This is a genomic window from Burkholderia sp. BCC1638 (assembly GCF_902833195.1).
GTDB lineage: Bacteria > Pseudomonadota > Gammaproteobacteria > Burkholderiales > Burkholderiaceae > Burkholderia > Burkholderia diffusa.
Map to the genome: position 1 here is coordinate 52,477 of NZ_CADFEC010000004.1, position 20,108 is coordinate 72,584.

The following is a 20,108-nucleotide window of genomic DNA, read 5'->3' on the forward strand; positions in this document are numbered from 1 at the left end:
TTGCGGTCAATCACTTATGCTTGCGCCCTCGCAACACCGCGCCACACCTGACGACTCATCGACCCAATCGACCATGCCGGATACCGTTTGCCGCCCGCCGCGGCTGATTCTCGCCTCCAGTTCCCGCTACCGCCGCGCGCTCCTCGAGCGCCTCGGCGTGCCGTTCGACGTGATGTCGCCCGACCTCGACGAAACCCCGCTCGCAGGCGAAACGCCGGCCGCGACCGCGCTGCGCCTCGCCGGCGCGAAGGCGCGCGCGGTCGCCGCGACGATCGACGCGCCGGACGGCGTACTCGTGATCGGGTCGGACCAGGTCGCGACGTTCGACGGCCACCAGATCGGCAAGCCAGGCACGCACGAGCGCGCGCTCGCGCAGCTCCTGTCGATGCAGGGCCGCGACGTCGAATTCCACAGTGCGCTCAGCTTGTACGACAGCCGCACGGGTGAAACCTGGAGCGAGGACGTCGTCACGCACGTGCGCTTCCGCTCGCTGCCCGAAGCCGAACTCGACGCATACTTGCGTGCGGAAACGCCGTACGACGTCGCCGGCAGCGCGAAATCCGAAGGGCTCGGCATCGCGCTGCTGGATGCCATCGACTCCAACGACCCGACGGCGCTCGTCGGCCTGCCGCTGATCACGCTCACGCGGATGCTGCGCGCCGCGGGCTATCCGCTCTTTGCCACCCAGGGAGACCGCGCATGACCGCCGGCACGCTCTATCTCGTCCCGAACACCCTCGGTGAAGGCGACGCATCGATGCTCGCCGCCGTGCTGCCCGCGGCCGTGCAGGCGCGCGCCGGCACGCTCGGCTATTACATCGGCGAAAACGCGAAAACGACCCGCGCGTTCCTGAAGAAGATCGGCACGACGCGGCCGATCCAGGAAATCGAGATCCGGGAACTGAACGTCAATACGCCGGCCGGCGAGATCGACCGGCTACTCGCACCGGTACTGGCGGGCGCGGACGCCGGGCTCGTATCCGAGGCCGGCTGCCCCGCCGTTGCCGATCCTGGCGCGCTGCTAGTCCGCCGGGCGCACGAGCGCGGCGTGAAGGTCGTGCCGCTCGTCGGGCCGAGTTCGATCCTGCTCGCGCTGATGGCATCCGGCCTGAACGGCCAGAGTTTCGCGTTCAACGGCTATCTGCCGGTCGATGCGGCCGCGCGCGCGAAACGCCTGCGCGAACTCGAGCAGTTGTCGCGCAAGGCGCGCCAGACGCAGATATTCATCGAGACGCCGTACCGGAACCACGCGATGCTCGACACGCTCGTCGCGACCTGCGCGCCGTCGACGCAGATCTGCGTCGCGGCCGACCTGACCCTCGAGACCGAGACGATCTCCAGCCGTACGGTGGCCGACTGGAAAAAGGCGCCTGCGCCGAATCTGCACAAGCGCCCCGCCATCTTCCTGTTGCTCGCGAACTGAGATCGGCGCCGGCAACAGCCTCGCGGCACGGGGCACCCCGCTGCGCTCGCCGCGGCGCCGGCCGGCTGCGGCTCAGCGCAGGCTGAACGACGCGCCGCCGGCGGTCAGCGCCTTCATCGCGGCACCGCCGACCGCCGCGCCGAACTTGCGCGCAACGCGATTCGTCAGGCTTTCCTTCACCGTGTAGTCGACGAGATCCGGCGCCTTCAGCACGTCGCGCGCGACCGTGTCGGTCGTGCCGTAGCCGTCGGCGAGCCCGAGTTCGACGCTCTTCTCGCCGGTCCAGAACAGACCCGAGAACATGTCGGGCGTTTCGTGCAGTCGCTTGCCGCGGCCATCCTTCACGGCCTTGATGAACTGCGCATGGACCTGGTCGAGCAGCGCCTGCGCATGGGCATCCATCTTCGGCGTCTCGGGCGAGAACGGATCGTAGAAGCCCTTGTTTTCGCCCGACGTGTGCAGGCGGCGATCGACGCCCAGCTTGCCCATCAGGCCCGTGAAGCCGAACCCGTCCATCAGCACGCCGATCGAGCCGACGATACTCGCCTTGTCGACGAAGATCTTGTCGGCGGCGGACGCAATGTAATAGCCGCCCGATGCGCACATGTCGGTCACGACGACGTACAACGGCTTGTCCGGATACTTCGTGCGGAGCCGGCGGATCTCGTCGTAGACCATCCCTGCCTGCACCGGGCTGCCGCCCGGGCTGTTGATCCGCAGCACGACGCCGGCCGTGCCGTTGTCGTCGAAAGCGGCATCCAGCGCCGTATTGATGTCGTCGGCGTTCGCGTTGGTGCCCGCCGCGATCTCGCCGTCGATCGTCACGAGCGCCGTGTGGCGCCCGCTCGACGAGAACTTCGAGTCGCTCGAGAAATCGATCAGCGCGAACGCGAACAGCACGAATACGCCGAGGAACGCGAAGCGGAAGAAAATCTTCCAGCGCCGCGCCGCGCGCTGTTCCTTGACGGCCGCGAGCGCGATCCGCTCGAGCGCCGCACGCTCCCAGTTCGGTTCGCGGCTGTCGGGACGGGACGAGGAATCAGGGATGTTCGGTTGGTCGGCCATGCAGTAATGTCTTCAGTCGGTCGTGGCGGAAGGAGGCGGAGCGGCGGGCCCCAGGTCGGCATCCGGCACCCAGAATACCGCACGCCCGTCCGGCGTGTCGCGCTCGTCGACTTCGACCGGCCGCAGACGGCCGCCGCGGCACGGGCCGCCGACACACTTGCCGGTATCCGGCGCGTAGATCGCGCCGTGCGTCGCGCACATCAGGTACAGGCCCGACGACTCGAAGAACTGCCCTTCCGCCCAGTCGAGCTCCATCGGCACGTGCGCGCAGCGGTTCAGGTAGCCGTACGCGCGACCTTCGTAACGCACGAAGAACACGACCGCCTGCTCGCCGCGCAGCGACGCGTCGACCCGCACGCCGGCGCCGCCGTCGGCCAGCGCGTCCGATGCGCACACGCGCACGGCGTCCGGCGTCGTGCTCATGCGTGCTCCCGCAGCCACGCCGCCAGCGCGCCGACGTCCGGTGCGACGAAGCGCGGTGTCAGGGCGGCCAGCGCATCGGCCGTGTGGGCGCCGTACGCGACGCCGATGCCGGCGGCCCCGGCACTGGCGGCCATTTGCAGGTCGTGCGTGGTGTCGCCGATCATCACGGTACGCGCAAGATCCTGCCCCAATTCGCGCGACAATTCGTGCAGCATCGCCGGGTGCGGCTTCGAGAATGTTTCGTCCGCGCAGCGCGTCGCATCAAACAGGCTCGTCAGCTTCGACTGGTCGAGCACGCGGTTCAGTCCGACACGGCCCTTGCCGGTCGCGACCGCGAGCAGGTAACCCGTATCGCGCAATTCCGCGAGCAGTTCGCGCACGCCGGCGAACAGTTCGATGCGCTGATCGTCCAGCAGGTAGTGATGGCGATAACGTTCGGCCAGCCGCGGATAGTCGGACGGATCGAGGGTCGGTGCAGTGATCTGGAGCGCATCGCGCAGGCCGAGGCCGATCACATAGCGGGAGGCCTCGTCCGACGGCGTGGGCAGGCCGAGATCGCGGCACGCGGCCTGGATGCTGTGCGCGATGTGCGCAGTCGAATCCATCAGCGTGCCGTCCCAGTCGAAGACGATCAGGTCAAATTGCTGTCGGGCCATGCGAGTCAGGCGGTATCGCGCAGAGCGCGGAGTTGATCGAGGAAGCGCCGGCATTCGTCCGGCAGCGGCGCGTCGAACTGCAGCGCCTCGCCGGTCAGCGGATGCGCGAGCTTCAGCCGGTGCGCATGCAGGAACATCCGTTTGAGCGACGGCTGCGCGTTCGCGCGCGCCAGCGCCTTGTTCAGTGCGAAGTCGCCATACTTGGCGTCGCCGGCGATCGGCAGGCCGAGATGCGCGAGGTGCACACGGATCTGATGGGTCCGCCCCGTTTTGAGTTCCGCCTCGACCAGCGCGTAGTCCGGCCAGCGCTCGATCAGGTTGAACACCGTGTGCGACGGCAGGCCGTCGTCCTGCACGCGCACGCGCCGCTCCCCTTCCGGGGTCGAATACTTGAACAGCGGCGCCTTCACCGCGCGGCGGCGGCCCCAGTCGGACTGCCACTCTCCGTGTCCGCACGCAAAGTAACGCTTGTCCATCCGGTTCTCGCGGATCTGCTCGTGCAGGCCGACGAGCGCCGAGCGCTTCTTCGCGAGCATCAGGATCCCGGAGGTCTCGCGGTCGAGCCGATGCACGAGTTCGAGGAACTTCGCGCGCGGACGCGCCTGGCGCATCTGCTCGATCACGCCGAACGCGACGCCGCTGCCGCCGTGCACGGCGACGCCGGCCGGCTTGTTGATGACGAGCATCGCATCGTCTTCGTACAGCACCTCGAACTGCGCGGGCGGCACGATCGGCGTGTCGGCGCGCGCGAGGTCGGCCGCCGCCACCCGCACGGGCGGCACGCGGACGATGTCGCCGAACGCGAGGCGATACTGGGCGTCGACCCGACCCTTGTTCACGCGCACTTCGCCGCTGCGCAGGATCCGGTAAATATGGCTTTTGGGCACGCCTTTACAGACGCGCAACAGGAAGTTGTCGATCCGCTGACCGGCCGAGTTTTCGTCGATCTGGATCATCGATACCTGGCCGCTTGCGACTGAATTCTGGGATATTTTGCCTAACTCATTCATACTGAATATAATTTTGCCCAGCCGGACGTTGAGGGTGGCCTGACAGGCCGGCCCCGACGGAATCGGGCAAGGCGCAAGCGCAAACCGCTATTTTACTTGCGCCGGGGGTCTGCTGCTCGCCCCTAATCAAAGAGATGCAGCAAGTTGCACGCACGGCGCCGCCCGTCGGCAAGGATCGCGCCCACAGGCGGATTCGGTCGGCAAGGCGCCGCGGTAACGGAAAGTTGGTTGAAAAGAATTTGATCGGCAGCCCGACGGCGTGAAGTACGTCCGTAGGCTGCCGGTTGCGAAAATACGGCGTTGCGCCCGATTTGGCCCCGCGAAGCGTGCGGGGCTTGGCGACGTCAAACCAGGGAAGTACACCCCAGGCGGGAAAGTCGGGCTGGATTCGATACTCCCCGCTGCGGCCCAAGCCGCAGCATCTGCCGCCCGTCGGCGCGCGCGACGCATTGCGCGCGCCCCGTGGCAGTGCCCCGGTCTCAGGCTTAGCGCGCTTTCGCAGCGTGCGGTGTGTGGACGCCGTGCTTTGAAGCCGTGTTCGCAGGTGCCCTTTGGCCGCCGGCCCCGTCTTTCGGGCCCAAGCGCCTCTTCAGGCAATTCTCCCCGCCATCCTTCCCGCTCCAGCGTGCCCGTGACAACACAACAAGGCGCGGCCTGCCGTCGTTCCCGCCCTCGCGACTGACAATCGCGAGGCGCCGGCAGCAGAGCCGCCTGGAGTCGTTCATGAAACGCATGCTGTTCAATGCGACGCAGCAGGAGGAGCTGCGCGTCGCCATCGTCGATGGGCAAAAGCTCATCGACATCGACATCGAGACAGCCGGGCGCGAACAGCGCAAGGGCAATATCTATAAAGGTGTCGTGACCCGCATCGAGCCGTCGCTCGAAGCGTGCTTCGTCAACTACGGCGAAGACCGCCACGGCTTCCTGCCGTTCAAGGAAGTCGCCCGCCAGTACTTCAAGGAAGGCATCGACATGCGCTCCGCGCGCATCCAAGATGCCCTGCGCGAAGGCCAGGAGCTGATCGTTCAGGTCGAGAAGGAGGAGCGCGGCAACAAGGGCGCCGCCCTCACGACCTTCATCTCGCTCGCCGGCCGCTACCTCGTGCTGATGCCGAACAACCCGCGCGGCGGCGGCGTATCGCGCCGGATCGAAGGCGACGAGCGGCAGGAACTGCGCGAAACCATGGCGCAGCTGCAGATTCCCGACGGCATGAGCATGATCGCCCGCACCGCGGGCATCGGCCGCAGCGCCGAGGAACTGCAGTGGGACCTGAACTACCTGCTGCAGCTGTGGCGCGCGATCGAAGCGGCATCGCAAAGCGGCAATTCCGGCCAGCCGATGCTGATCTATCTGGAATCGAGCCTCGTGATCCGCGCGATCCGGGACTATTTCCAGCCCGATATCGGCGAAATCCTGATCGACACGACCGAGATCTACGATCAGGCCCGTGCGTTCATGGACATCGTGATGCCGGACAACGTGTCGAAGGTGAAGCGTTACCACGACGACGTGCCGCTCTTCTCGCGCTTCCAGATCGAGCACCAGATCGAGACCGCGTATTCGCGCACGGTGCCCCTGCCGTCGGGCGGCGCGATCGTGATCGACCACACCGAAGCGCTCGTCGCGATCGACGTCAACTCGGCGCGTGCGACCAAAGGCGCGGACATCGAGGAAACGGCGACCCGCACGAACCTCGAAGCGGCGGACGAAGTGGCCCGCCAGCTGCGCCTGCGCGACCTCGGCGGCCTGATCGTGATCGACTTCATCGACATGGAGTCGGCGAAGAGCCAGCGCGAAGTCGAGCAACGCCTGAAGGACGCGCTCAAGCACGACCGTGCGCGCGTGCAGATGGGCAAGATCTCCCGCTTCGGCCTGATGGAACTGTCGCGCCAGCGCCTGCGTCCGGCCCTGTCGGAAGGCAGCCACGTGACGTGCCCGCGCTGTAACGGCACCGGCCACATCCGCGATACCGAATCGTCCGCGCTGCAGGTCCTGCGGATCATTCAGGAAGAAGCGATGAAGGAAAACACCGCGGCGATCCACTGCCAGGTGCCGGTCGAGGTGACCGCCTTCCTGCTCAACGAAAAGCGTCAGGAAATCAACAAGATCGAGTCGCGCTTCAAGGTCGGCATCGTGCTGATCCCGAACAAGCACCTCGATACGCCGCACTACAAGCTCGAGCGCCTGCGCCATGACGACGCGCGCCTCGACGATCCGCGTGCGTCCTGGAAGATGGCGGAAGAAGCCGCCCGCGAACTGGAGTCGGAAACCGGCTACAGCAAGCGTGCGGCCGACGTGAAGCCGAAGCAGGAAGCCGCGGTCAAGGGCATCACGCCCGAGCGTCCGGCACCGAGCCCGGCACCGCAGCGCCCGGTCGAACCGGTTGCGGTACCCGCCCCGGTCGCCGCGGCGAGCGGCGGCTTCATCGGCTGGCTGAAGGGTCTGTTCGGCATGTCGCCGGCTCCGGCACCCGCGCCGGTCGCACCGGCACCGGCCAAGGAGCAGGCAGCCCGTCCGGCCCGCGAGCGGACCGAGAAGACCGAGCAGCGCGGCGGCGATCGCAACCGCAACCGTCGCGGCGGCGCCCAGCAGGCTCAGGGCGGTCGCGATCAGGCAGCGGCAGGCCGTGGCCAGTCGCAACGCCTGGAACGCGAAGGCAAGGAAGGGCGCGAGCCGCGTGAACCGCGCGAAGGTCGCGAACCGCGTGAAGGCCGTGAGCCGCGCGAAAGCCGTGAGGGTCGCGAAAGTCGCGAGGGTCGTGGCCCACGCGAAGGCCGCGAACCGCGTGAGCCGCGTGAGAGCCGTGAACCGCGCGAGAACCGCGAACCGCGCGAGCGCACCGAGCAGCCGGAAGCCGTCGAGGCAGCCGGCCGCGGCGAGCGCCAGGAACGCGGCGAACGTCGCGAGCGCGGAGAGCGCCGCAAGCCGACGCAACACGCGGCGACGCTCGAAACCGTCACCCGTGGCGAGAACCATCCGGAAGCGGCAGCCGACCAGACTGCAGCCGTCGCCCTGCCGGGCGCCGATGTCGCAGCCGACGCGGAAGCCGGCGCACGTGACGGCGAGGAACGTCGCCGCCGCCGCCGCGGTCGCCGTGGCGGTCGTCGCGAGCGCGAGGACGAAGGCGCAGTCGTCGACCACGCCGAGCAAGGCGCGGACGGCGAAGCCGCCGTGCAGGCCGTGACGACGGAAACCCCGAGCGCGGTCGAGCCGGCTCATACGGCCGCACCGGTCGCGGTGGCAGCCGTCGCCGCAGCAGGCGCAGTCGTTGCCGAAGCGGCGGCACCGGTCGCAGCCGAGCCGCAACCGGCACCGGTTCGCGTCGAAGCGACGCCGGTCGAGCCGCTCGAGCCGGCCGTCGTCGCACCGGCAGCCGAAGCGGCACCGGTCACGCCGGCCGCTGCTCCGGAAGCCGCCCCGGCTCCGGTCGCGGTTTCGCCGACCGATGCGTTCGAAGTGCCGGCCGCGCCGGCTGCCGCCGAAGCGCCGCAGTCCGCGCCCGTCGAGCAGGCCGCACCGGCACCGGTCGTCGCAGCCGAAGCAGCTCCGGCCGCCGTCGAACCGGCTCGCGTCGAAACTGCGCCGGTCGAAGCCGTCGCCGCGCCGGCACCGGCGCCCGTGCAAACGGCCGCTGCGCCAGCGTCGGCGAGCCTCGATGTCGTGCTGGAACAAGCCGGTCTTGTGTGGGTGAACACCGACGCCGACAAGTTCCGCGCTGCTCAGGAAGCCGCGTCTAGCCTGCCGCGCGCAGTCCGCGTTCCGCGCGAGCGCAAGGCGCTGCCGCCGGTCGACACGACCCCGATGCAGCAGGTCGAAACGTCGCAACATTAAGCGGCGCATCGCCCGACCAGGAAAAGCCCGCCTCCGGCGGGCTTTTCCATTTCCGCGCTGCGGGTTTCCGCCCACCGGCCCGGCCAGCCGCTTCCGGCTAGAATAGAAGCTTGGCTCGCACTTCTTTCAACATGTCCCGACGCATCATTCCTCTCGCCGACGTCAGCGGGATGCCGGATATCTCCGGCGTCGCGCATACCCCTGACGGCGCCTTGGCCGACACGCTCGCCAGGCCGCTGCGCGACCTGCGCATCTCGGTGACGGACCGCTGCAACTTCCGTTGCGTGTACTGCATGCCGCGAGACGTGTTCGACAAGAACTACCCGTTCCTGCCGCACAGCGCGCTGCTCACGCACGAAGAAATCGAGCGCGTGGCGCGGCTGTTCGTCGCACACGGCGTCGAAAAGATCCGGATCACCGGCGGCGAACCGCTGCTGCGCAAGAACCTCGAATTCTTGATCGAGCGCCTCGCGCGCCTGACGACCCATGACGGCCGCCCGCTCGACCTGACGCTGACGACCAATGGCTCGCTGCTCGCGCGCAAGGCGCGCGCGCTGAAGGATGCCGGCCTCACGCGCGTGACGGTCAGCCTCGACGCGCTCGACGATAAGTTGTTCAAGCGCATGAACGACGCCGACTTCGCGAGCGCCGACGTGCTCGACGGCATCTTCGCCGCGCAGGCCGCGGGCCTCGCGCCGGTCAAGGTCAACATGGTCGTGAAGCGCGGCACCAACGACAGCGAGATCCTGCCGATGGCCGAGCGCTTCCGCGGCACCGGCGTGATCCTGCGTTTCATCGAATACATGGACGTCGGCACGTCGAACGGCTGGAACATGACCGAAGTGCTGCCGTCCGCGGACGTCGTCGCACGGATCGCCGAACAGTTCCCGCTCGTGCCGCTCGAGCCGCACACGGCGGCGGAAACCGCGCAGCGCTGGGGCTATGCCGACGGCAGCGGCGAAATCGGCGTGATCTCGAGCGTCACACAAGCATTTTGCGGCGACTGCACGCGCGCGCGGTTGTCGACCGAGGGCAAGCTGTATCTGTGCCTGTTCGCGTCGACCGGCCATGACCTGCGCGCCCTCGTGCGCGGCGGCGCCAGCGACGCCGAGATCGCGACCGCGATCGCCCGCATCTGGCAGGCCCGCACCGACCGCTATTCGCAACTGCGCGGCAGCGCGGCCGCCGACGCGGCGCCCCACGATGCCGGCAAGCGCGTAGAAATGTCGTACATCGGCGGCTGACGCGCGCCCGCCGCCTCGATTTCCCGCGATGTCCGCTTCCGCCTCGCCTTCCGTCACCGGCCTGCTGCTCGCGGGCGGCCGCGCGACGCGCATGGACGGCGCCGACAAGGGTCTGCAACTCCTCGACGGTACGCCGCTTGCGCTACACGTGCTGCGCCGGCTCTCGCCACAGGTCGACGAGACGCTGATCAGCGCGAATCGCAACATCGATCGCTATGCCGAGCTCGGTGCGCCGTTCGACGCGCGCATCGTGCCGGACGAAACACCCGATTTCCCCGGCCCGCTCGCGGGTCTGCTCGCCGGCATGCGCGCGGCGCGCGCACCGCTCGTCGCGTGCTCGCCGTGCGATACGCCCTATTTGCCGACCGACCTCGTCGCGCGGCTGCATGCGGCGCTCGATGCGCAGCAGGCCGACATCGCGATGGCGGTGACCGTCGACGCGCAACAGGCACGTTCGCCGCAGCCGACCTTCGCGCTGCTGCGCACGTCGCTCGCCGACGACCTCGCGGTCAGGCTCGCGGCCGGCGAGCGCAAGGTGCGTGCGTGGTACGCACGCCACAAGACGGTCGAAGTCGAGTTCTGCGACGAGCGTGCGTTTTACAATGCCAACTCCTGGCAGGAACTTGCCGCGCTTGCCCGCCGCTGACGGCCCCGGCATCCGTTCCCGCCCGCCGCATGCGCCTTCGCGCTCCGGCGCCCTCCGCGCGCCACCGGCCACGAACCCGATACGCCTTGCGGCGCAGTCAGACTGATGATCACGCAATCCTCGCCCGCCTCCCGAACCGCACCCGATTCCGCTGCCCCGTTGTCGCTCGCCGACGCGCAGGCGCTCGCGTGCCGATTCGCGATGCCGGTCGACGCGTGCGACACAGTGCCGCTGCATGACGCCCTCGACCGCGTGCTCGCGGCCGACGTGAATGCGCCGTTCGACATTCCCGCGTACGACAACTCGGCGATGGACGGCTATGCATTCGACGGCAGCGCACACGGGCCTGCATCGGCCGCCGACATCGCGTTGACGGTCGCCGGCACGGCGTTCGCCGGCCATCCGTTCGACGGAGTCGTGGCGCCCGGTGCGTGCATCCGCATCATGACCGGCGCGCCGATGCCAGCCGGATGCGACACGGTCATTCCGCAGGAACGCGTGCGCGTCGACGGCGACGTCATCCGCTTCGCCGCGCACGACGTCACGCGCGGCGCAAACTGCCGCAGGGCCGGCGAGGATCTCGCCCGCGGCGCCTGCGCGCTTGCCGCCGGGCGCATCCTCCGCCCGTCCGATCTCGGCTTGCTCGCATCGCTCGGGTTGCACGAAGTCACGGTGCGCCGCCGCGTGCGCGTCGCCGTGTTCTCGACCGGCGACGAACTGCGCGAACCCGGCGAGCCGCTCGATCGCGGCACGCTGTACGACAGCAATCGCGGGATGCTGGTCGCGATGCTCGAAAGGCTGCACATCGACGCGCTCGATCTCGGGATCGTCCGCGACGATCCCGTGGCGCTCGAACGCGCGCTGCGCGAGGCCGCCGCCGCACAGGCCGACGCGGTGATCACGTCGGGCGGCGTGTCGGTCGGCGAAGCCGATTTCACGCGCGACGTGATGGCGCGGCTCGGCGACGTGACCTTCGCGAGCCTCGCGCTGCGGCCCGGCCGGCCGCTCGCGTGCGGCACGCTCGCGCCTGCGGCCGACGGCGCCGGCCACGTGCTGTTCTTCGGGCTGCCCGGCAATCCGGTCGCGTCCGCCGTGACGTTCTACGCGATCGTGCGCCCCGCGCTGCTGACGCTGGCCGGCGCGCATGCGCCACCGCCGGCGATGTACACGGCACGCAGCACGCAGGCGCTGAAAAAGCACCCGGGTCGTACCGAATACCTGCGCGCCGTCGCGACGCGCGACGCCGACGGCCAGTGGCACGTCGCACCGGCCGGCTCGCAGAGTTCCGCATCGCTGAGCGGCCTCGCGGCCGCCAACTGTTTCATCGTCCTGGGCCACGATTCCGCGGCAGTCGACGCGGGCGCCCCGGTCGACATCCTGCCGCTCGACGGCTTGATCTGAATTCCAATCGGTATATCTCTACGGGGGCAATCCGCACATGAAGAAACAAATCTCGTCGATCGCCGCGGGGCAGACCGCGAAGGCGCTGATCCTCGTCTATCTGACGTTCAGCGTGCCGATCGTGCTGCTCGGCATCCTGGTCGCGTACATCCGCTACGGGATGGTCGAACTGAGCACGATCCTGAGCGCGCTGCTGCTGAACGCGATCCTCGGTTTCGTGCTGCTGTGGATCGCCTGCCACGCGTACAACTGGGTCGCGTCGCGCTTCGGCGGCATCGAGATCGTGCTGTCCGATCCGCCGGAGGAAGCGTGAGCGGCACGCCGCTGATCCGCACGGCCGAAACGCGCGACGTCGGTGCGATTCTCGCGCTGATGCGCGAGCTGGCCGAGTTCGAGAAGCTTGCGCACCTGTTCGTCGCGAGCGACGCCGATCTGGCCGACGCGCTGTTCGGCGAGCGCCCCGCCGCCGAAGCGCTGGTGGCCGAGCGCGACGGCGCGATCGTCGCGTATGCGCTGTTCTTTCACAACTATTCGACGTTCCTCGGCCGTCGCGGCCTGTATCTCGAGGATCTGTACGTGCAGCCGTCGCAGCGCGGCACGGGCCTCGGCACCGCGATGCTGCAGCACCTCGCGGCACTCGCAGTCGAGCGCCGCTGTGCTCGCTTCGAATGGTCGGTGCTGGACTGGAACCAGCCGGCGATCGACTTCTACGAAAAGATGGGCGCGACCGTGCTGCCGGAATGGCGCATCGTGCGCGTCACCGGGGATGCGCTGAACGCGCTCGCCGCACGTTGAACGCGGGCCGGCCACGCCGGTCGGTGCTGCAAAGGAAAACGGGCGCCACGGCGCCCGTTTTTCGTTCCAGCCGGCTTCGGCTGTACACGTGATGCGTCATGCATCGTCCGCATCGGCGCCGTCGGCGGCTTCCGCGCCGAGCAGCCCGGCCGCCGTCTCGCCCGGCAACGCCTCGACCTGCTTCAGCTTGCGGTTCATCACGCGGGTGCGCTGCTCGGCGGCCTCGATCGAGCGCGTGACCGTTTCGAGCTGCGCCTTCGTGCGCGCGAGCACATCGCCGAACTTGCCGAATTCGGTCTTCACCGCACCGAGCACCTGCCACACTTCGCTCGAGCGCTGCTCGATCGCGAGCGTGCGGAAACCCATCTGCAGGCTGTTCAGCAGCGCGGTCAGCGTGGTCGGGCCGGCCACCGTGACACGATAGTCGCGCTGCAGCAGGTCGGTCAGCCCCGGGCGGCGCAGGATCTCCGCGTAGAGCCCCTCGGTCGGCAGGAACAGCAGCGCGAAATCGGTCGTATGCGGCGGTGCGACGTACTTCTCCGCAATCGTGCGCGCTTCCATCCGCACGCGCGCCTCGAGCGCACGGGCCGCGTCCTCGACCGCCACGGAATCGGCGCGCTCCTGCGCGTCGATCAGCCGCTCGTAGTCCTCGCGCGGGAATTTCGCGTCGATCGGCAGCCACACCGGCGGCGCGTCGCGCGTGCCGGCATCGCGCCCCGGCAGCCGGATCGCGAACTCGACGCGTTCGCTGCTCTTCGGCACCGTCGCGACGTTCTTCGCATACTGGTCGGGCGTAAGCATCTGCTCGAGCAAGGCCTCGAGCTGCACCTCGCCCCAGGTGCCGCGCGTCTTCACGTTCGTCAGCACCTTCTTGAGGTCTCCAACGCCGGCCGCGAGCGTCTGCATCTCGCCGAGCCCGCGGTGGACCTGCTCGAGCCGGTCCGACACGAGCTTGAACGATTCGCCGAGCCGTTGTTCGAGCGTCGCATGCAGCTTCTCGTCGACGGTGCGGCGCATCTCCTCGAGCTTCGCCGCATTGTTCGTCTCGATTTCCTTCAGCCGCTGCTCGAGCGTCGCACGCACTTCGCCGATCCGGCGATCGTTGGCCTCGGTCAGTTGCGTGAGCTGCCGGTTCAGCGTGTCGCCGAACAGCCGCAGCGCGACCGTCTGCTCTTCGCGCGCCTGCTGCGCCTGACGCTGCACGCTCTCGCGCATCGCATCGAACTGCTGCGCGTTGCCCGCGACGAGCTTGCCCAACTGTTGCGCGAACCCCTCGATCTGATTGTTCTGCACGGTCGCGATACTCGTGAGCTGTGTCGCGAGCGTCTGCTGAAGCTGCGAGAAACTGCCAGCCAGCTCGGTGCGCGAGCCGCGCGCGTTCTCGACGATCTCGCCACGCAGCTCGCGCTCGAGCCGCTCGACCGCGAGCGCCTGCGCGTGCGCGGCGTCCTCGATCCGGTCGCCGAGCACGGCCGCATCGTCGTGGCGGCCACCGCCGCGCACGATCGCGACGATCGCCACCGCGAGCGCGACGGCCAGCACGATGACCGTCGCCAGCAACAACATCGTCGTCATGCGCGCGGCTTCCCGATCACGTCAGGGTTGATCGGGTTCGGCGGCTGCCCCGCGCGCGGCCCTTCGCCCAGCGCGGCGATCAGGTTGTCGGCCGCGAGGTTCGCCATCGCGCGGCGCGTCTTCTCGGTCGCGCTCGCGATGTGTGGCGTCAGCACGACGTTCGGCACCTCGAGCAGCGCCGGGTGCACGCTCGGTTCGCCTTCATAGACGTCGAGGCCTGCCGCGGCGATCGTCCTGTCGCGCAGTGCGGCGGCCAGCGCCGCGTCGTCGACGATGCCGCCGCGCGCGATGTTGGTCAGCGTCGCGGTGGGTTTCATCTTCGCGAGCTCGGCCGCGCCGATCGTGTGATGGTTCTCCTTCGTGTACGGCAGCACGAGCACGATGTGATCGGCGCGCGCCAGCAAGTCGTCCTTCGACACGTATTCGGCATTCAGCTCGGCCTCGATCTCGGGCGCGACCCGCGACCGGTTGTGATAAATCACCTCCATCCCGAAGCCGCGCGCGCGCCGTGCGAGTGCCTGACCGATGCGCCCCATCCCGATGACGCCGAGCGTCGAGCCGTAAATGTCGCTGCCGAGGAAACCGTCATACGCCCACTTCTGCCAGTGTCCGGCGCGCAACCAGTGCTCGGATTCGGCGATCCGCCGCGCGGCGGCCATCATCAACGCCCAGCCGAAATCCGCGGTCGATTCGTTCAGCACATCGGGCGTGTTGGTGCCGAGCACGTTCGCAGCATTGAACGCGGCCATGTCGAAATTGTTGTAGCCGACCGCCATGTTCGACACGACGCGCAGGCGCGGCGCCGCCGCGAGCGCGGCCGCGCCGACCGGGTCGCCCGCCGTCAGCGCGCCGTCCTTGTCAGCGAGGCGCGCGGCGAGCGCGTCGGGGGCGAGCGCGTCGCCATTGTTCCAGTCGACTTCGAAATACTGCTCGAGCCGTTCGATCACGTCCGGAAAGATCGGACGTGCGACCAGGATCTTCTGCATCGCCATCTCCGCATGCCGCGGCCGGCACGCGGCACATCGTGCGCCGCCGGAGCCGTCCGCGCTTGGTTGAAAATCGTCAGCCTACGCCGGGAAGAAGATCCACGACGTCAGCAGGAATACGGGTACCAGGATCACGAGCGCCCAGCCCAGATACGCGAAGAAGCTCGGCATCTTCACGCCGCGCGATTCCGCGATCGCCTTCACCATGAAGTTCGGCGCATTGCCGATGTAGCTGTTCGCGCCCATGAACACCGCCCCCGCCGAAATCGCGGCGAGCGTCGTCGCGCCGGCCGTCATCAGCGCTTGCGCATCGCCGCCCGCGAGGTTGAAGAACACGAGGTAGGTCGGCGCGTTGTCGAGGAACGACGACAGCAGGCCGGTTGCCCAGAAATACATCGCGTCGATCGGCTTGCCGTCGGGCCCCGTGACGAGATGGACGATCTGGGCGAACGCGCCGTCCGCACCCGCGCGCAGGATCACGATCACCGGCGCGATCGTCACGAAGATCCCCGCGAACAGCTTCGCGACCTCCTCGATCGGCGCCCAGTTGAACGCGTTGCCTTCGCGCGCCGAGCGCGGCGTCAGCGCGAGCGACGCGAGTGCCACGACGACCAGCGCGACGTCGCGCACGAGATTCTGCAGCGCGACGTGCGTGCCCCACACGTCGAACGAGATGCCCGGCTTCCAGACGCCGCTCATCAGCACGAGGCCGATCACGGCCGCGAGCAACACGAAGTTGACCTTGCCGTCGATCGACAGCGCGCCGCCGTCGGGCGTCGGGTCGAGTGCGGCCGGCCGCTCCTCGCCGGCCTTCCGGTAGAAGTACGTGTCGAGCACGAAGAAAAGTGTCAGCAGCACCGCGCAGATGAACAGCATCGGCAGTGCGAGATGCGTGGTCGTCCAGAAGAAGCTCACGCCATTCAGGAAGCCGAGGAACAGCGGCGGATCGCCGAGCGGCGACAGCGAGCCGCCTGCGTTCGCGACGAGGAAGATGAAGAAGATCACGACGTGCACGACGTGCTTGCGGTTATCGTTCGCGCGCAGCAGCGGCCGGATCAGCAGCATCGCGGCGCCCGTCGTGCCCATCACGCTCGCGAGCAGCGTGCCGAGCGCGAGGATCGCGGTGTTCAGCTTCGGTGTGCCGTGCAGGTTGCCGTTGACGCAAATGCCGCCGGCGACCGTATAGAGCGCCGTCAACAGCACGATGAACGGAATGTACTCCTCGAGCAGCGCGTGCACGAGCGTACCGAATGCCGTGCCCGCACCGAACGCGGCGGCGAACGGAACCAGGAACACGATCGCCCACGCCGCGGCGATCTTGCCGAAGTGGTGATGCCAGAACACCGGCGCGACGAGCGGGAACACCGCGATGGACAGCAGGATCCCGGCGAACGGGATGCCCCAGAGTGCGGACAGCGTGGCACCGTCGAGCGTGGCGGCCGATGCAAGGGCGGGAACGGCGCCAAGCGCTGCTCCCGACGCCATGCCCGCCCAGGCGGCATGTCGTTTCATGCAGAACTTCCTTGTGCGTGTGAGTCGAGTGAGGATGGATCAGGCGCGCGCATCATGCGCCGCGTACGACGATCGCGTGAACGCGGTACGGGCCGTGCGCGCCCAGCACGATGGTCTGCTCGATATCGCCCGTGCGCGACGGGCCCGATACGAAATTGACCGCACGCGGCAATTCGCCGCGCTCCGCGCGAATCAGCGCGAATGCGTCTTCATGGCCCGCGACGATCCGCGACGCCGGCACGATCGCGATGTGCGTCTCCGGCAGCAGCCCGGCCGACGCATAAGTGTCGGGGCCGGACAGCAGCACCAGCGACCCGGTTTCGGCGGTTGCGCAGAAGCAGCCGGTGAGGCCGACGAGATCGCCGTCGCGCGGTTTTCGGCATTCGACCGACAAGCCCGCGCCGGCCCAGTCGAGCTCGGCCAGCGTGCGCCACGCGACGGCCTGCATCGGCAGGCCGTGAGCGGAAAGATAGCGGGCGGCGGCGGCCGGCGCGTCGGCCAGTGTCGCGACTTCGTCGACCGTCGTCGACAGGCGAGCCGCTTCGTCGACGAATGCGGCGACGAGGTCGGCCGGCATCGGCGGGCGCGGCCCCTCGGGATGGCGGGCGAGATAGTCGGCGACGCCGTCGCGCTCCGCTGCATCGGGTTCGGGCGCGCGTCCTTGCGCCGCGCGAATGCGTGCGAGGATCTGGCGACGGGCAGCGGAAGTGTCCATGAACGGTCCTCGTGACGTTGGCGTGCAATACCGTCGGATTATACCGGCCGCCCTCGCCGCGACGCACCTGGCCGCTTGGCCGACGCTTACTGCGATGCGTCCTCGTCGACCGGCTGCGCGATGCCGAACACCTGGCGCAGGTACGCGAGATACGCCTTGTCGTCGCACATGCTCTTGCCCGGCGAATCCGACAGCTTCGCGACCGGCTGTCCGTTGCAGCGGACCATCTTGATCACGATCTGCAGCGGCACGTAGCCGAGATCGTTCGTGAGATTGGTGCCGACGCCGAACGCGAGCTTGCAGCGGTTGCGGAACCGTTCGTACAGCTGCATGACCTTCGGGATGTCCAGCGCGTCGGAGAACACGAGCACCTTGGTGCGCGGATCGCAGCGGTTCGCCTCGTAGTGGCGCAGCATGCGCTCGCCCCATTCGAACGGATCGCCCGAATCGTGGCGCGCGCCGTCGAACAGCTTGCAGAAGTACATGTCGAAGTCGTTCAGGAACGCGTCCATCCCGTAGACGTCCGACAGCGCGATCCCGAGGTCGCCGCGATACTCCTTCGCCCACATCTCGAAACCGTAGGTCTGCGAATCGCGCAGCCGCGGGCCGAGCGCCTGGCAGGCCTGCAGGTATTCGTGGGCCATCGTGCCGAGCGGCGTCAGGCCGTGCTTCATCGCGTAGAACACATTGCTCGTGCCCGCGAACTGCGGCCCGAGCCCGTCGCGCAGCGTCAGCGCGACCTCCTCGTGCCACACCTTCGAAAAGCGCCGGCGCGTGCCGTAGTCGGCGATCTTGCAGTCGGCGAACTCGGGCTTCGCGCCGAGCAGCTTGATCTTCTCGCGCAGCCGTTCGCGGCCTTCGCGATAGTCGGGCTCGCGCTGCGTATTGCGGAAATAGACCTCGTTGACGATCGCGAGCGCCGGGATCTCGAACAGGATCGTGTGCAGCCACGGCCCCTCGATCACGATGTCGATCTCGCCGTTGCCCTTCGGCGAAGGCGTGATCGAGATGTATTTCTCGTTCAGGTGGAACAGCGCGAGGAAGTCGACGAAGTCGCTCTTGATGAAGCGCATGCGCCGCAGGTAGTCGAGTTCGTCGTCGGTGAAGCGCAGCGAACACAGGCCGCGCACCTCGTCGCGGATCTCGTCGATGTACGGGACGAGATCGACGCCGGGCGTGCGACACCGGAACCGGTACTCGACGTTTGCGGCAGGAAAGTGATGCAGGACGACCTGCATCATCGTGAATTTGTAGAGATCCGTGTCGAGCAGCGAAGTGATGATCATGATTACGGCACCGCCAATATCGTGACAGGGCCCCGGCGCACCGCGCGCCGCCCGGTCTGCCGGCCATGTTACCCGAATGCGGGCCCGACCATCGTGAAACCGCCTCCCCCTTGCCCACCGCGTCGTGCAGCCGGCCGCACGCACCGCGCCCACGGTCGGCCCCATAAACTAATCACGAAACGATATAAGCCGGAAAGCCGACCACGCCATGCGGGTTTTGCGCTTCAGTTACAATGCCGCTTTTGGCGCAAACGCCACCCCATATATACCGCCAAGCAGGAGCGTTTTAATGACTCACGTTGTGACCGAAGGCTGCATCAAGTGCAAATACACGGATTGCGTGGATGTGTGCCCGGTGGATTGCTTCCGTGAAGGTCCCAACTTTCTCGCCATCGATCCGGACGAGTGCATCGACTGCGCCGTGTGCGTCGCCGAGTGCCCGACCAATGCGATCTATGCCGAAGAAGACGTTCCGGGCGACCAGCAGCAGTTCACCGAGCTGAACGCCGAGCTGGCGAAGAACTGGCCGTCCATCACGAAGACGAAGCCGGCACCGGCCGACGCGGACGAGTGGAAGGACGTGCAGGAAAAGCTGCACCTGCTCGAACGCTGATCGCGCAGCGGCGCCGCAAAATATTTTGCACGTCGCCGCTCAAAAGTGTTGACAGGTTAGCGAACGCTCCATACAATCTCGTTTCTCTGCTGTTGTTGTTTGTTCCCCGATAGCTCAGTCGGTAGAGCGCCGGACTGTTAATCCGTAGGTCCCTGGTTCGAGCCCAGGTCGGGGAGCCAAAAACGCAAGAGCCCGTTGAAGGTGGACGGGTTTTTTGTTGGCCACCAAACAAGCACGCAGATGTACCGATTTATTCCCCGATAGCTCAGTCGGTAGAGCGCCGGACTGTTAATCCGTAGGTCCCTGGTTCGAGCCCAGGTCGGGGAGCCAGACAGCAAAAGGCCCGTCATTCGACGGGCCTTTTGTTTTTCCGGCGCCCGTCGGTCACCGCCGCGCATGCTAGAGTTTCTGTCCCGCATTCGCATCCGGTTCCATCGATGAAGCACCGCCTCCTTTCCGCTGCGCCGTTCGCCCTTCTGCTCTCCGCCCTTGCCGCCGCGCCGCTCGCGCACGCGGAGGAAGTCGGCAGCGTCAACACTCATTTCCGCGTGACGGGCTCCGACCGCGTGGTCGTCGAAGCGTATGACGATCCGCTCGTGACGGGCGTCACCTGCTACGTGTCGCGGGCGCGCACCGGCGGGATCAAGGGCACGCTCGGCGTCGCCGAGGATCCGAGCGAAGCGTCGATCGCGTGCCGGCAAGTCGGTCCGCTCAGCTTCAAGGAGCCGCTCAAGCAGCAGACCGACGTGTTCAGCGAGCGGATGTCGTTCATCTTCAAGACGCTGCATGTCGTGCGCGTGGTCGACAAGAAGCGCAACACGCTCGTCTACCTGACCTACAGCGACCGCATCGTCAGCGGCAGTCCGAAGAACGCCGTGACCGCGGTGCCGATGCCGGCCGGCACGACGATTCCGGTCAAGTAAGCCCG

The 20,108-nt window shown here is 67.8% G+C and carries 19 protein-coding genes and 2 tRNA genes; 12 read left to right on the forward strand and 9 right to left on the reverse strand.

The annotated features are described in order from the left end of the window. Positions 1–73 precede the first annotated feature (73 nt). Positions 74–703 (forward strand): Maf-like protein, encoded by a 630-nt coding sequence (locus tag HWX22_RS05545; protein ID WP_175915174.1) that lies wholly within the window; start codon positions 74–76, stop codon positions 701–703. Further along, complete coding sequence (locus HWX22_RS05550; RefSeq protein WP_175915175.1) at positions 700–1,422, forward strand: SAM-dependent methyltransferase; 723 nt, start codon at positions 700–702, stop codon at positions 1,420–1,422. Before HWX22_RS05545 ends, HWX22_RS05550 begins: the two co-directional genes overlap by 4 nt. Before the next feature lie 72 nt (positions 1,423–1,494). Here the strand turns inward: HWX22_RS05550 and HWX22_RS05555 are convergent, their stop codons facing one another. The 4 genes from HWX22_RS05555 to rluC are packed head-to-tail and all read right to left on the reverse strand — an operon-like array spanning position 1,495 to position 4,576. Continuing rightward, entirely contained in the window at positions 1,495–2,487 is a 993-nt protein-coding gene (locus tag HWX22_RS05555) for a S49 family peptidase (RefSeq protein ID WP_059816070.1), read from the reverse strand. A gap of 12 nt (positions 2,488–2,499) precedes the next feature. Further along, a complete protein-coding gene (locus HWX22_RS05560; RefSeq protein ID WP_059523743.1) occupies positions 2,500–2,910 on the reverse strand; it encodes a Rieske 2Fe-2S domain-containing protein in 411 nt (136 codons plus the stop codon). Next, positions 2,907–3,566 carry an HAD-IA family hydrolase gene (locus HWX22_RS05565; RefSeq protein ID WP_059523745.1) on the reverse strand — a complete coding sequence of 220 codons (660 nt, stop codon included), beginning with the start codon at positions 3,564–3,566 and terminating at the stop codon, positions 2,907–2,909. Before HWX22_RS05565 ends, HWX22_RS05560 begins: the two co-directional genes overlap by 4 nt. 5 nt (positions 3,567–3,571) lie before the next feature. Beyond that, positions 3,572–4,576, reverse strand: a complete 1,005-nt coding sequence (gene rluC / locus HWX22_RS05570; protein ID WP_059702505.1) for a 23S rRNA pseudouridine(955/2504/2580) synthase RluC — start codon at positions 4,574–4,576, stop codon at positions 3,572–3,574. Positions 4,577–5,299: 723 nt separating this feature from the next. On the opposite strand from rluC, the gene HWX22_RS05575 reads away from it, so the two are divergent. The 6 genes from HWX22_RS05575 (at position 5,300) to HWX22_RS05600 (ending at position 12,493) form a co-directional block, all read left to right on the forward strand. After that, positions 5,300–8,407: an Rne/Rng family ribonuclease gene (locus HWX22_RS05575; RefSeq protein ID WP_175915176.1), complete on the forward strand. Its 3,108-nt coding sequence runs from the start codon at positions 5,300–5,302 to the stop codon at positions 8,405–8,407. 131 nt (positions 8,408–8,538) lie between these two features. Continuing rightward, a complete protein-coding gene (gene moaA, locus HWX22_RS05580) occupies positions 8,539–9,651 on the forward strand; it encodes a GTP 3',8-cyclase MoaA (RefSeq protein WP_175915177.1) in 1,113 nt (370 codons plus the stop codon). Positions 9,652–9,679: 28 nt separating this feature from the next. Next, positions 9,680–10,297, forward strand: a complete 618-nt coding sequence (gene mobA, locus HWX22_RS05585) for a molybdenum cofactor guanylyltransferase MobA (protein ID WP_175915178.1) — start codon at positions 9,680–9,682, stop codon at positions 10,295–10,297. 105 nt (positions 10,298–10,402) lie between these two features. After that, entirely contained in the window at positions 10,403–11,698 is a 1,296-nt protein-coding gene (glp, locus tag HWX22_RS05590) for a gephyrin-like molybdotransferase Glp (protein WP_175907370.1), read from the forward strand. 37 nt (positions 11,699–11,735) lie between these two features. Further along, entirely contained in the window at positions 11,736–12,011 is a 276-nt protein-coding gene (locus tag HWX22_RS05595) for a hypothetical protein (protein ID WP_006476519.1), read from the forward strand. After that, positions 12,008–12,493, forward strand: coding sequence for a GNAT family N-acetyltransferase (locus HWX22_RS05600; protein ID WP_175907371.1), 486 nt, complete (start codon positions 12,008–12,010; stop codon positions 12,491–12,493). Before HWX22_RS05595 ends, HWX22_RS05600 begins: the two co-directional genes overlap by 4 nt. Positions 12,494–12,589: 96 nt before the next feature. Here the strand turns inward: HWX22_RS05600 and rmuC are convergent, their stop codons facing one another. The 5 genes from rmuC to pncB all read right to left on the reverse strand — a co-directional run bounded on the left by rmuC (position 12,590) and on the right by pncB (position 18,567). After that, positions 12,590–14,068 carry a DNA recombination protein RmuC gene (rmuC, locus tag HWX22_RS05605; protein WP_175907372.1) on the reverse strand — a complete coding sequence of 493 codons (1,479 nt, stop codon included), beginning with the start codon at positions 14,066–14,068 and terminating at the stop codon, positions 12,590–12,592. Then, positions 14,065–15,054, reverse strand: coding sequence for a D-glycerate dehydrogenase (locus HWX22_RS05610; RefSeq protein WP_175915179.1), 990 nt, complete (start codon positions 15,052–15,054; stop codon positions 14,065–14,067). Before HWX22_RS05610 ends, rmuC begins: the two co-directional genes overlap by 4 nt. A gap of 81 nt (positions 15,055–15,135) precedes the next feature. Continuing rightward, complete coding sequence (locus tag HWX22_RS05615; RefSeq protein ID WP_175915180.1) at positions 15,136–16,566, reverse strand: sodium:proton antiporter; 1,431 nt, start codon at positions 16,564–16,566, stop codon at positions 15,136–15,138. A 52-nt stretch (positions 16,567–16,618) separates the two neighbouring features. Beyond that, positions 16,619–17,281, reverse strand: coding sequence for a lactate utilization protein C (locus HWX22_RS05620; protein WP_059523763.1), 663 nt, complete (start codon positions 17,279–17,281; stop codon positions 16,619–16,621). Positions 17,282–17,367: 86 nt separating this feature from the next. After that, complete coding sequence (pncB, locus tag HWX22_RS05625; protein WP_059523765.1) at positions 17,368–18,567, reverse strand: nicotinate phosphoribosyltransferase; 1,200 nt, start codon at positions 18,565–18,567, stop codon at positions 17,368–17,370. A gap of 289 nt (positions 18,568–18,856) precedes the next feature. Here pncB and fdxA point away from each other — a divergent pair, with 289 nt between their 5' ends. The 4 genes from fdxA (at position 18,857) to HWX22_RS05645 (ending at position 20,103) form a co-directional block, all read left to right on the forward strand. Next, a complete protein-coding gene (fdxA, locus tag HWX22_RS05630) occupies positions 18,857–19,180 on the forward strand; it encodes a ferredoxin FdxA (RefSeq protein ID WP_006753067.1) in 324 nt (107 codons plus the stop codon). A gap of 103 nt (positions 19,181–19,283) precedes the next feature. Next, positions 19,284–19,359: transfer RNA gene (locus HWX22_RS05635), tRNA-Asn, on the forward strand. Positions 19,360–19,434: 75 nt separating this feature from the next. After that, positions 19,435–19,510: transfer RNA gene (locus tag HWX22_RS05640), tRNA-Asn, on the forward strand. Between the two features lie 107 nt (positions 19,511–19,617). Further along, on the forward strand, positions 19,618–20,103 hold the full coding sequence (locus HWX22_RS05645) for a CreA family protein (protein ID WP_059523767.1): 486 nt from the start codon (positions 19,618–19,620) through the stop codon (positions 20,101–20,103). Positions 20,104–20,108: the final 5 nt, after the last annotated feature.

Bases quoted from the DNA above. Each gene is read 5' to 3' on its own strand.
- HWX22_RS05545 (WP_175915174.1), top strand. From the start codon at position 74: ATGCCGGATACCGTTTGCCGCCCGCCGCGGCTGATTCTCGCCTCCAGT.
- HWX22_RS05550 (WP_175915175.1), top strand. From the start codon at position 700: ATGACCGCCGGCACGCTCTATCTCGTCCCGAACACCCTCGGTGAAGGC.
- HWX22_RS05555 (WP_059816070.1), bottom strand. From the start codon at position 2,487: ATGGCCGACCAACCGAACATCCCTGATTCCTCGTCCCGTCCCGACAGC.
- HWX22_RS05560 (WP_059523743.1), bottom strand. From the start codon at position 2,910: ATGAGCACGACGCCGGACGCCGTGCGCGTGTGCGCATCGGACGCGCTG.
- HWX22_RS05565 (WP_059523745.1), bottom strand. From the start codon at position 3,566: ATGGCCCGACAGCAATTTGACCTGATCGTCTTCGACTGGGACGGCACG.
- rluC (WP_059702505.1), bottom strand. From the start codon at position 4,576: ATGAATGAGTTAGGCAAAATATCCCAGAATTCAGTCGCAAGCGGCCAG.
- HWX22_RS05575 (WP_175915176.1), top strand. From the start codon at position 5,300: ATGAAACGCATGCTGTTCAATGCGACGCAGCAGGAGGAGCTGCGCGTC.
- moaA (WP_175915177.1), top strand. From the start codon at position 8,539: ATGTCCCGACGCATCATTCCTCTCGCCGACGTCAGCGGGATGCCGGAT.
- mobA (WP_175915178.1), top strand. From the start codon at position 9,680: ATGTCCGCTTCCGCCTCGCCTTCCGTCACCGGCCTGCTGCTCGCGGGC.
- glp (WP_175907370.1), top strand. From the start codon at position 10,403: ATGATCACGCAATCCTCGCCCGCCTCCCGAACCGCACCCGATTCCGCT.
- HWX22_RS05595 (WP_006476519.1), top strand. From the start codon at position 11,736: ATGAAGAAACAAATCTCGTCGATCGCCGCGGGGCAGACCGCGAAGGCG.
- rmuC (WP_175907372.1), bottom strand. From the start codon at position 14,068: ATGACGACGATGTTGTTGCTGGCGACGGTCATCGTGCTGGCCGTCGCG.
- HWX22_RS05610 (WP_175915179.1), bottom strand. From the start codon at position 15,054: ATGCAGAAGATCCTGGTCGCACGTCCGATCTTTCCGGACGTGATCGAA.
- HWX22_RS05615 (WP_175915180.1), bottom strand. From the start codon at position 16,566: ATGAAACGACATGCCGCCTGGGCGGGCATGGCGTCGGGAGCAGCGCTT.
- HWX22_RS05620 (WP_059523763.1), bottom strand. From the start codon at position 17,281: ATGGACACTTCCGCTGCCCGTCGCCAGATCCTCGCACGCATTCGCGCG.
- pncB (WP_059523765.1), bottom strand. From the start codon at position 18,567: ATGATCATCACTTCGCTGCTCGACACGGATCTCTACAAATTCACGATG.
- fdxA (WP_006753067.1), top strand. From the start codon at position 18,857: ATGACTCACGTTGTGACCGAAGGCTGCATCAAGTGCAAATACACGGAT.
- HWX22_RS05645 (WP_059523767.1), top strand. From the start codon at position 19,618: ATGAAGCACCGCCTCCTTTCCGCTGCGCCGTTCGCCCTTCTGCTCTCC.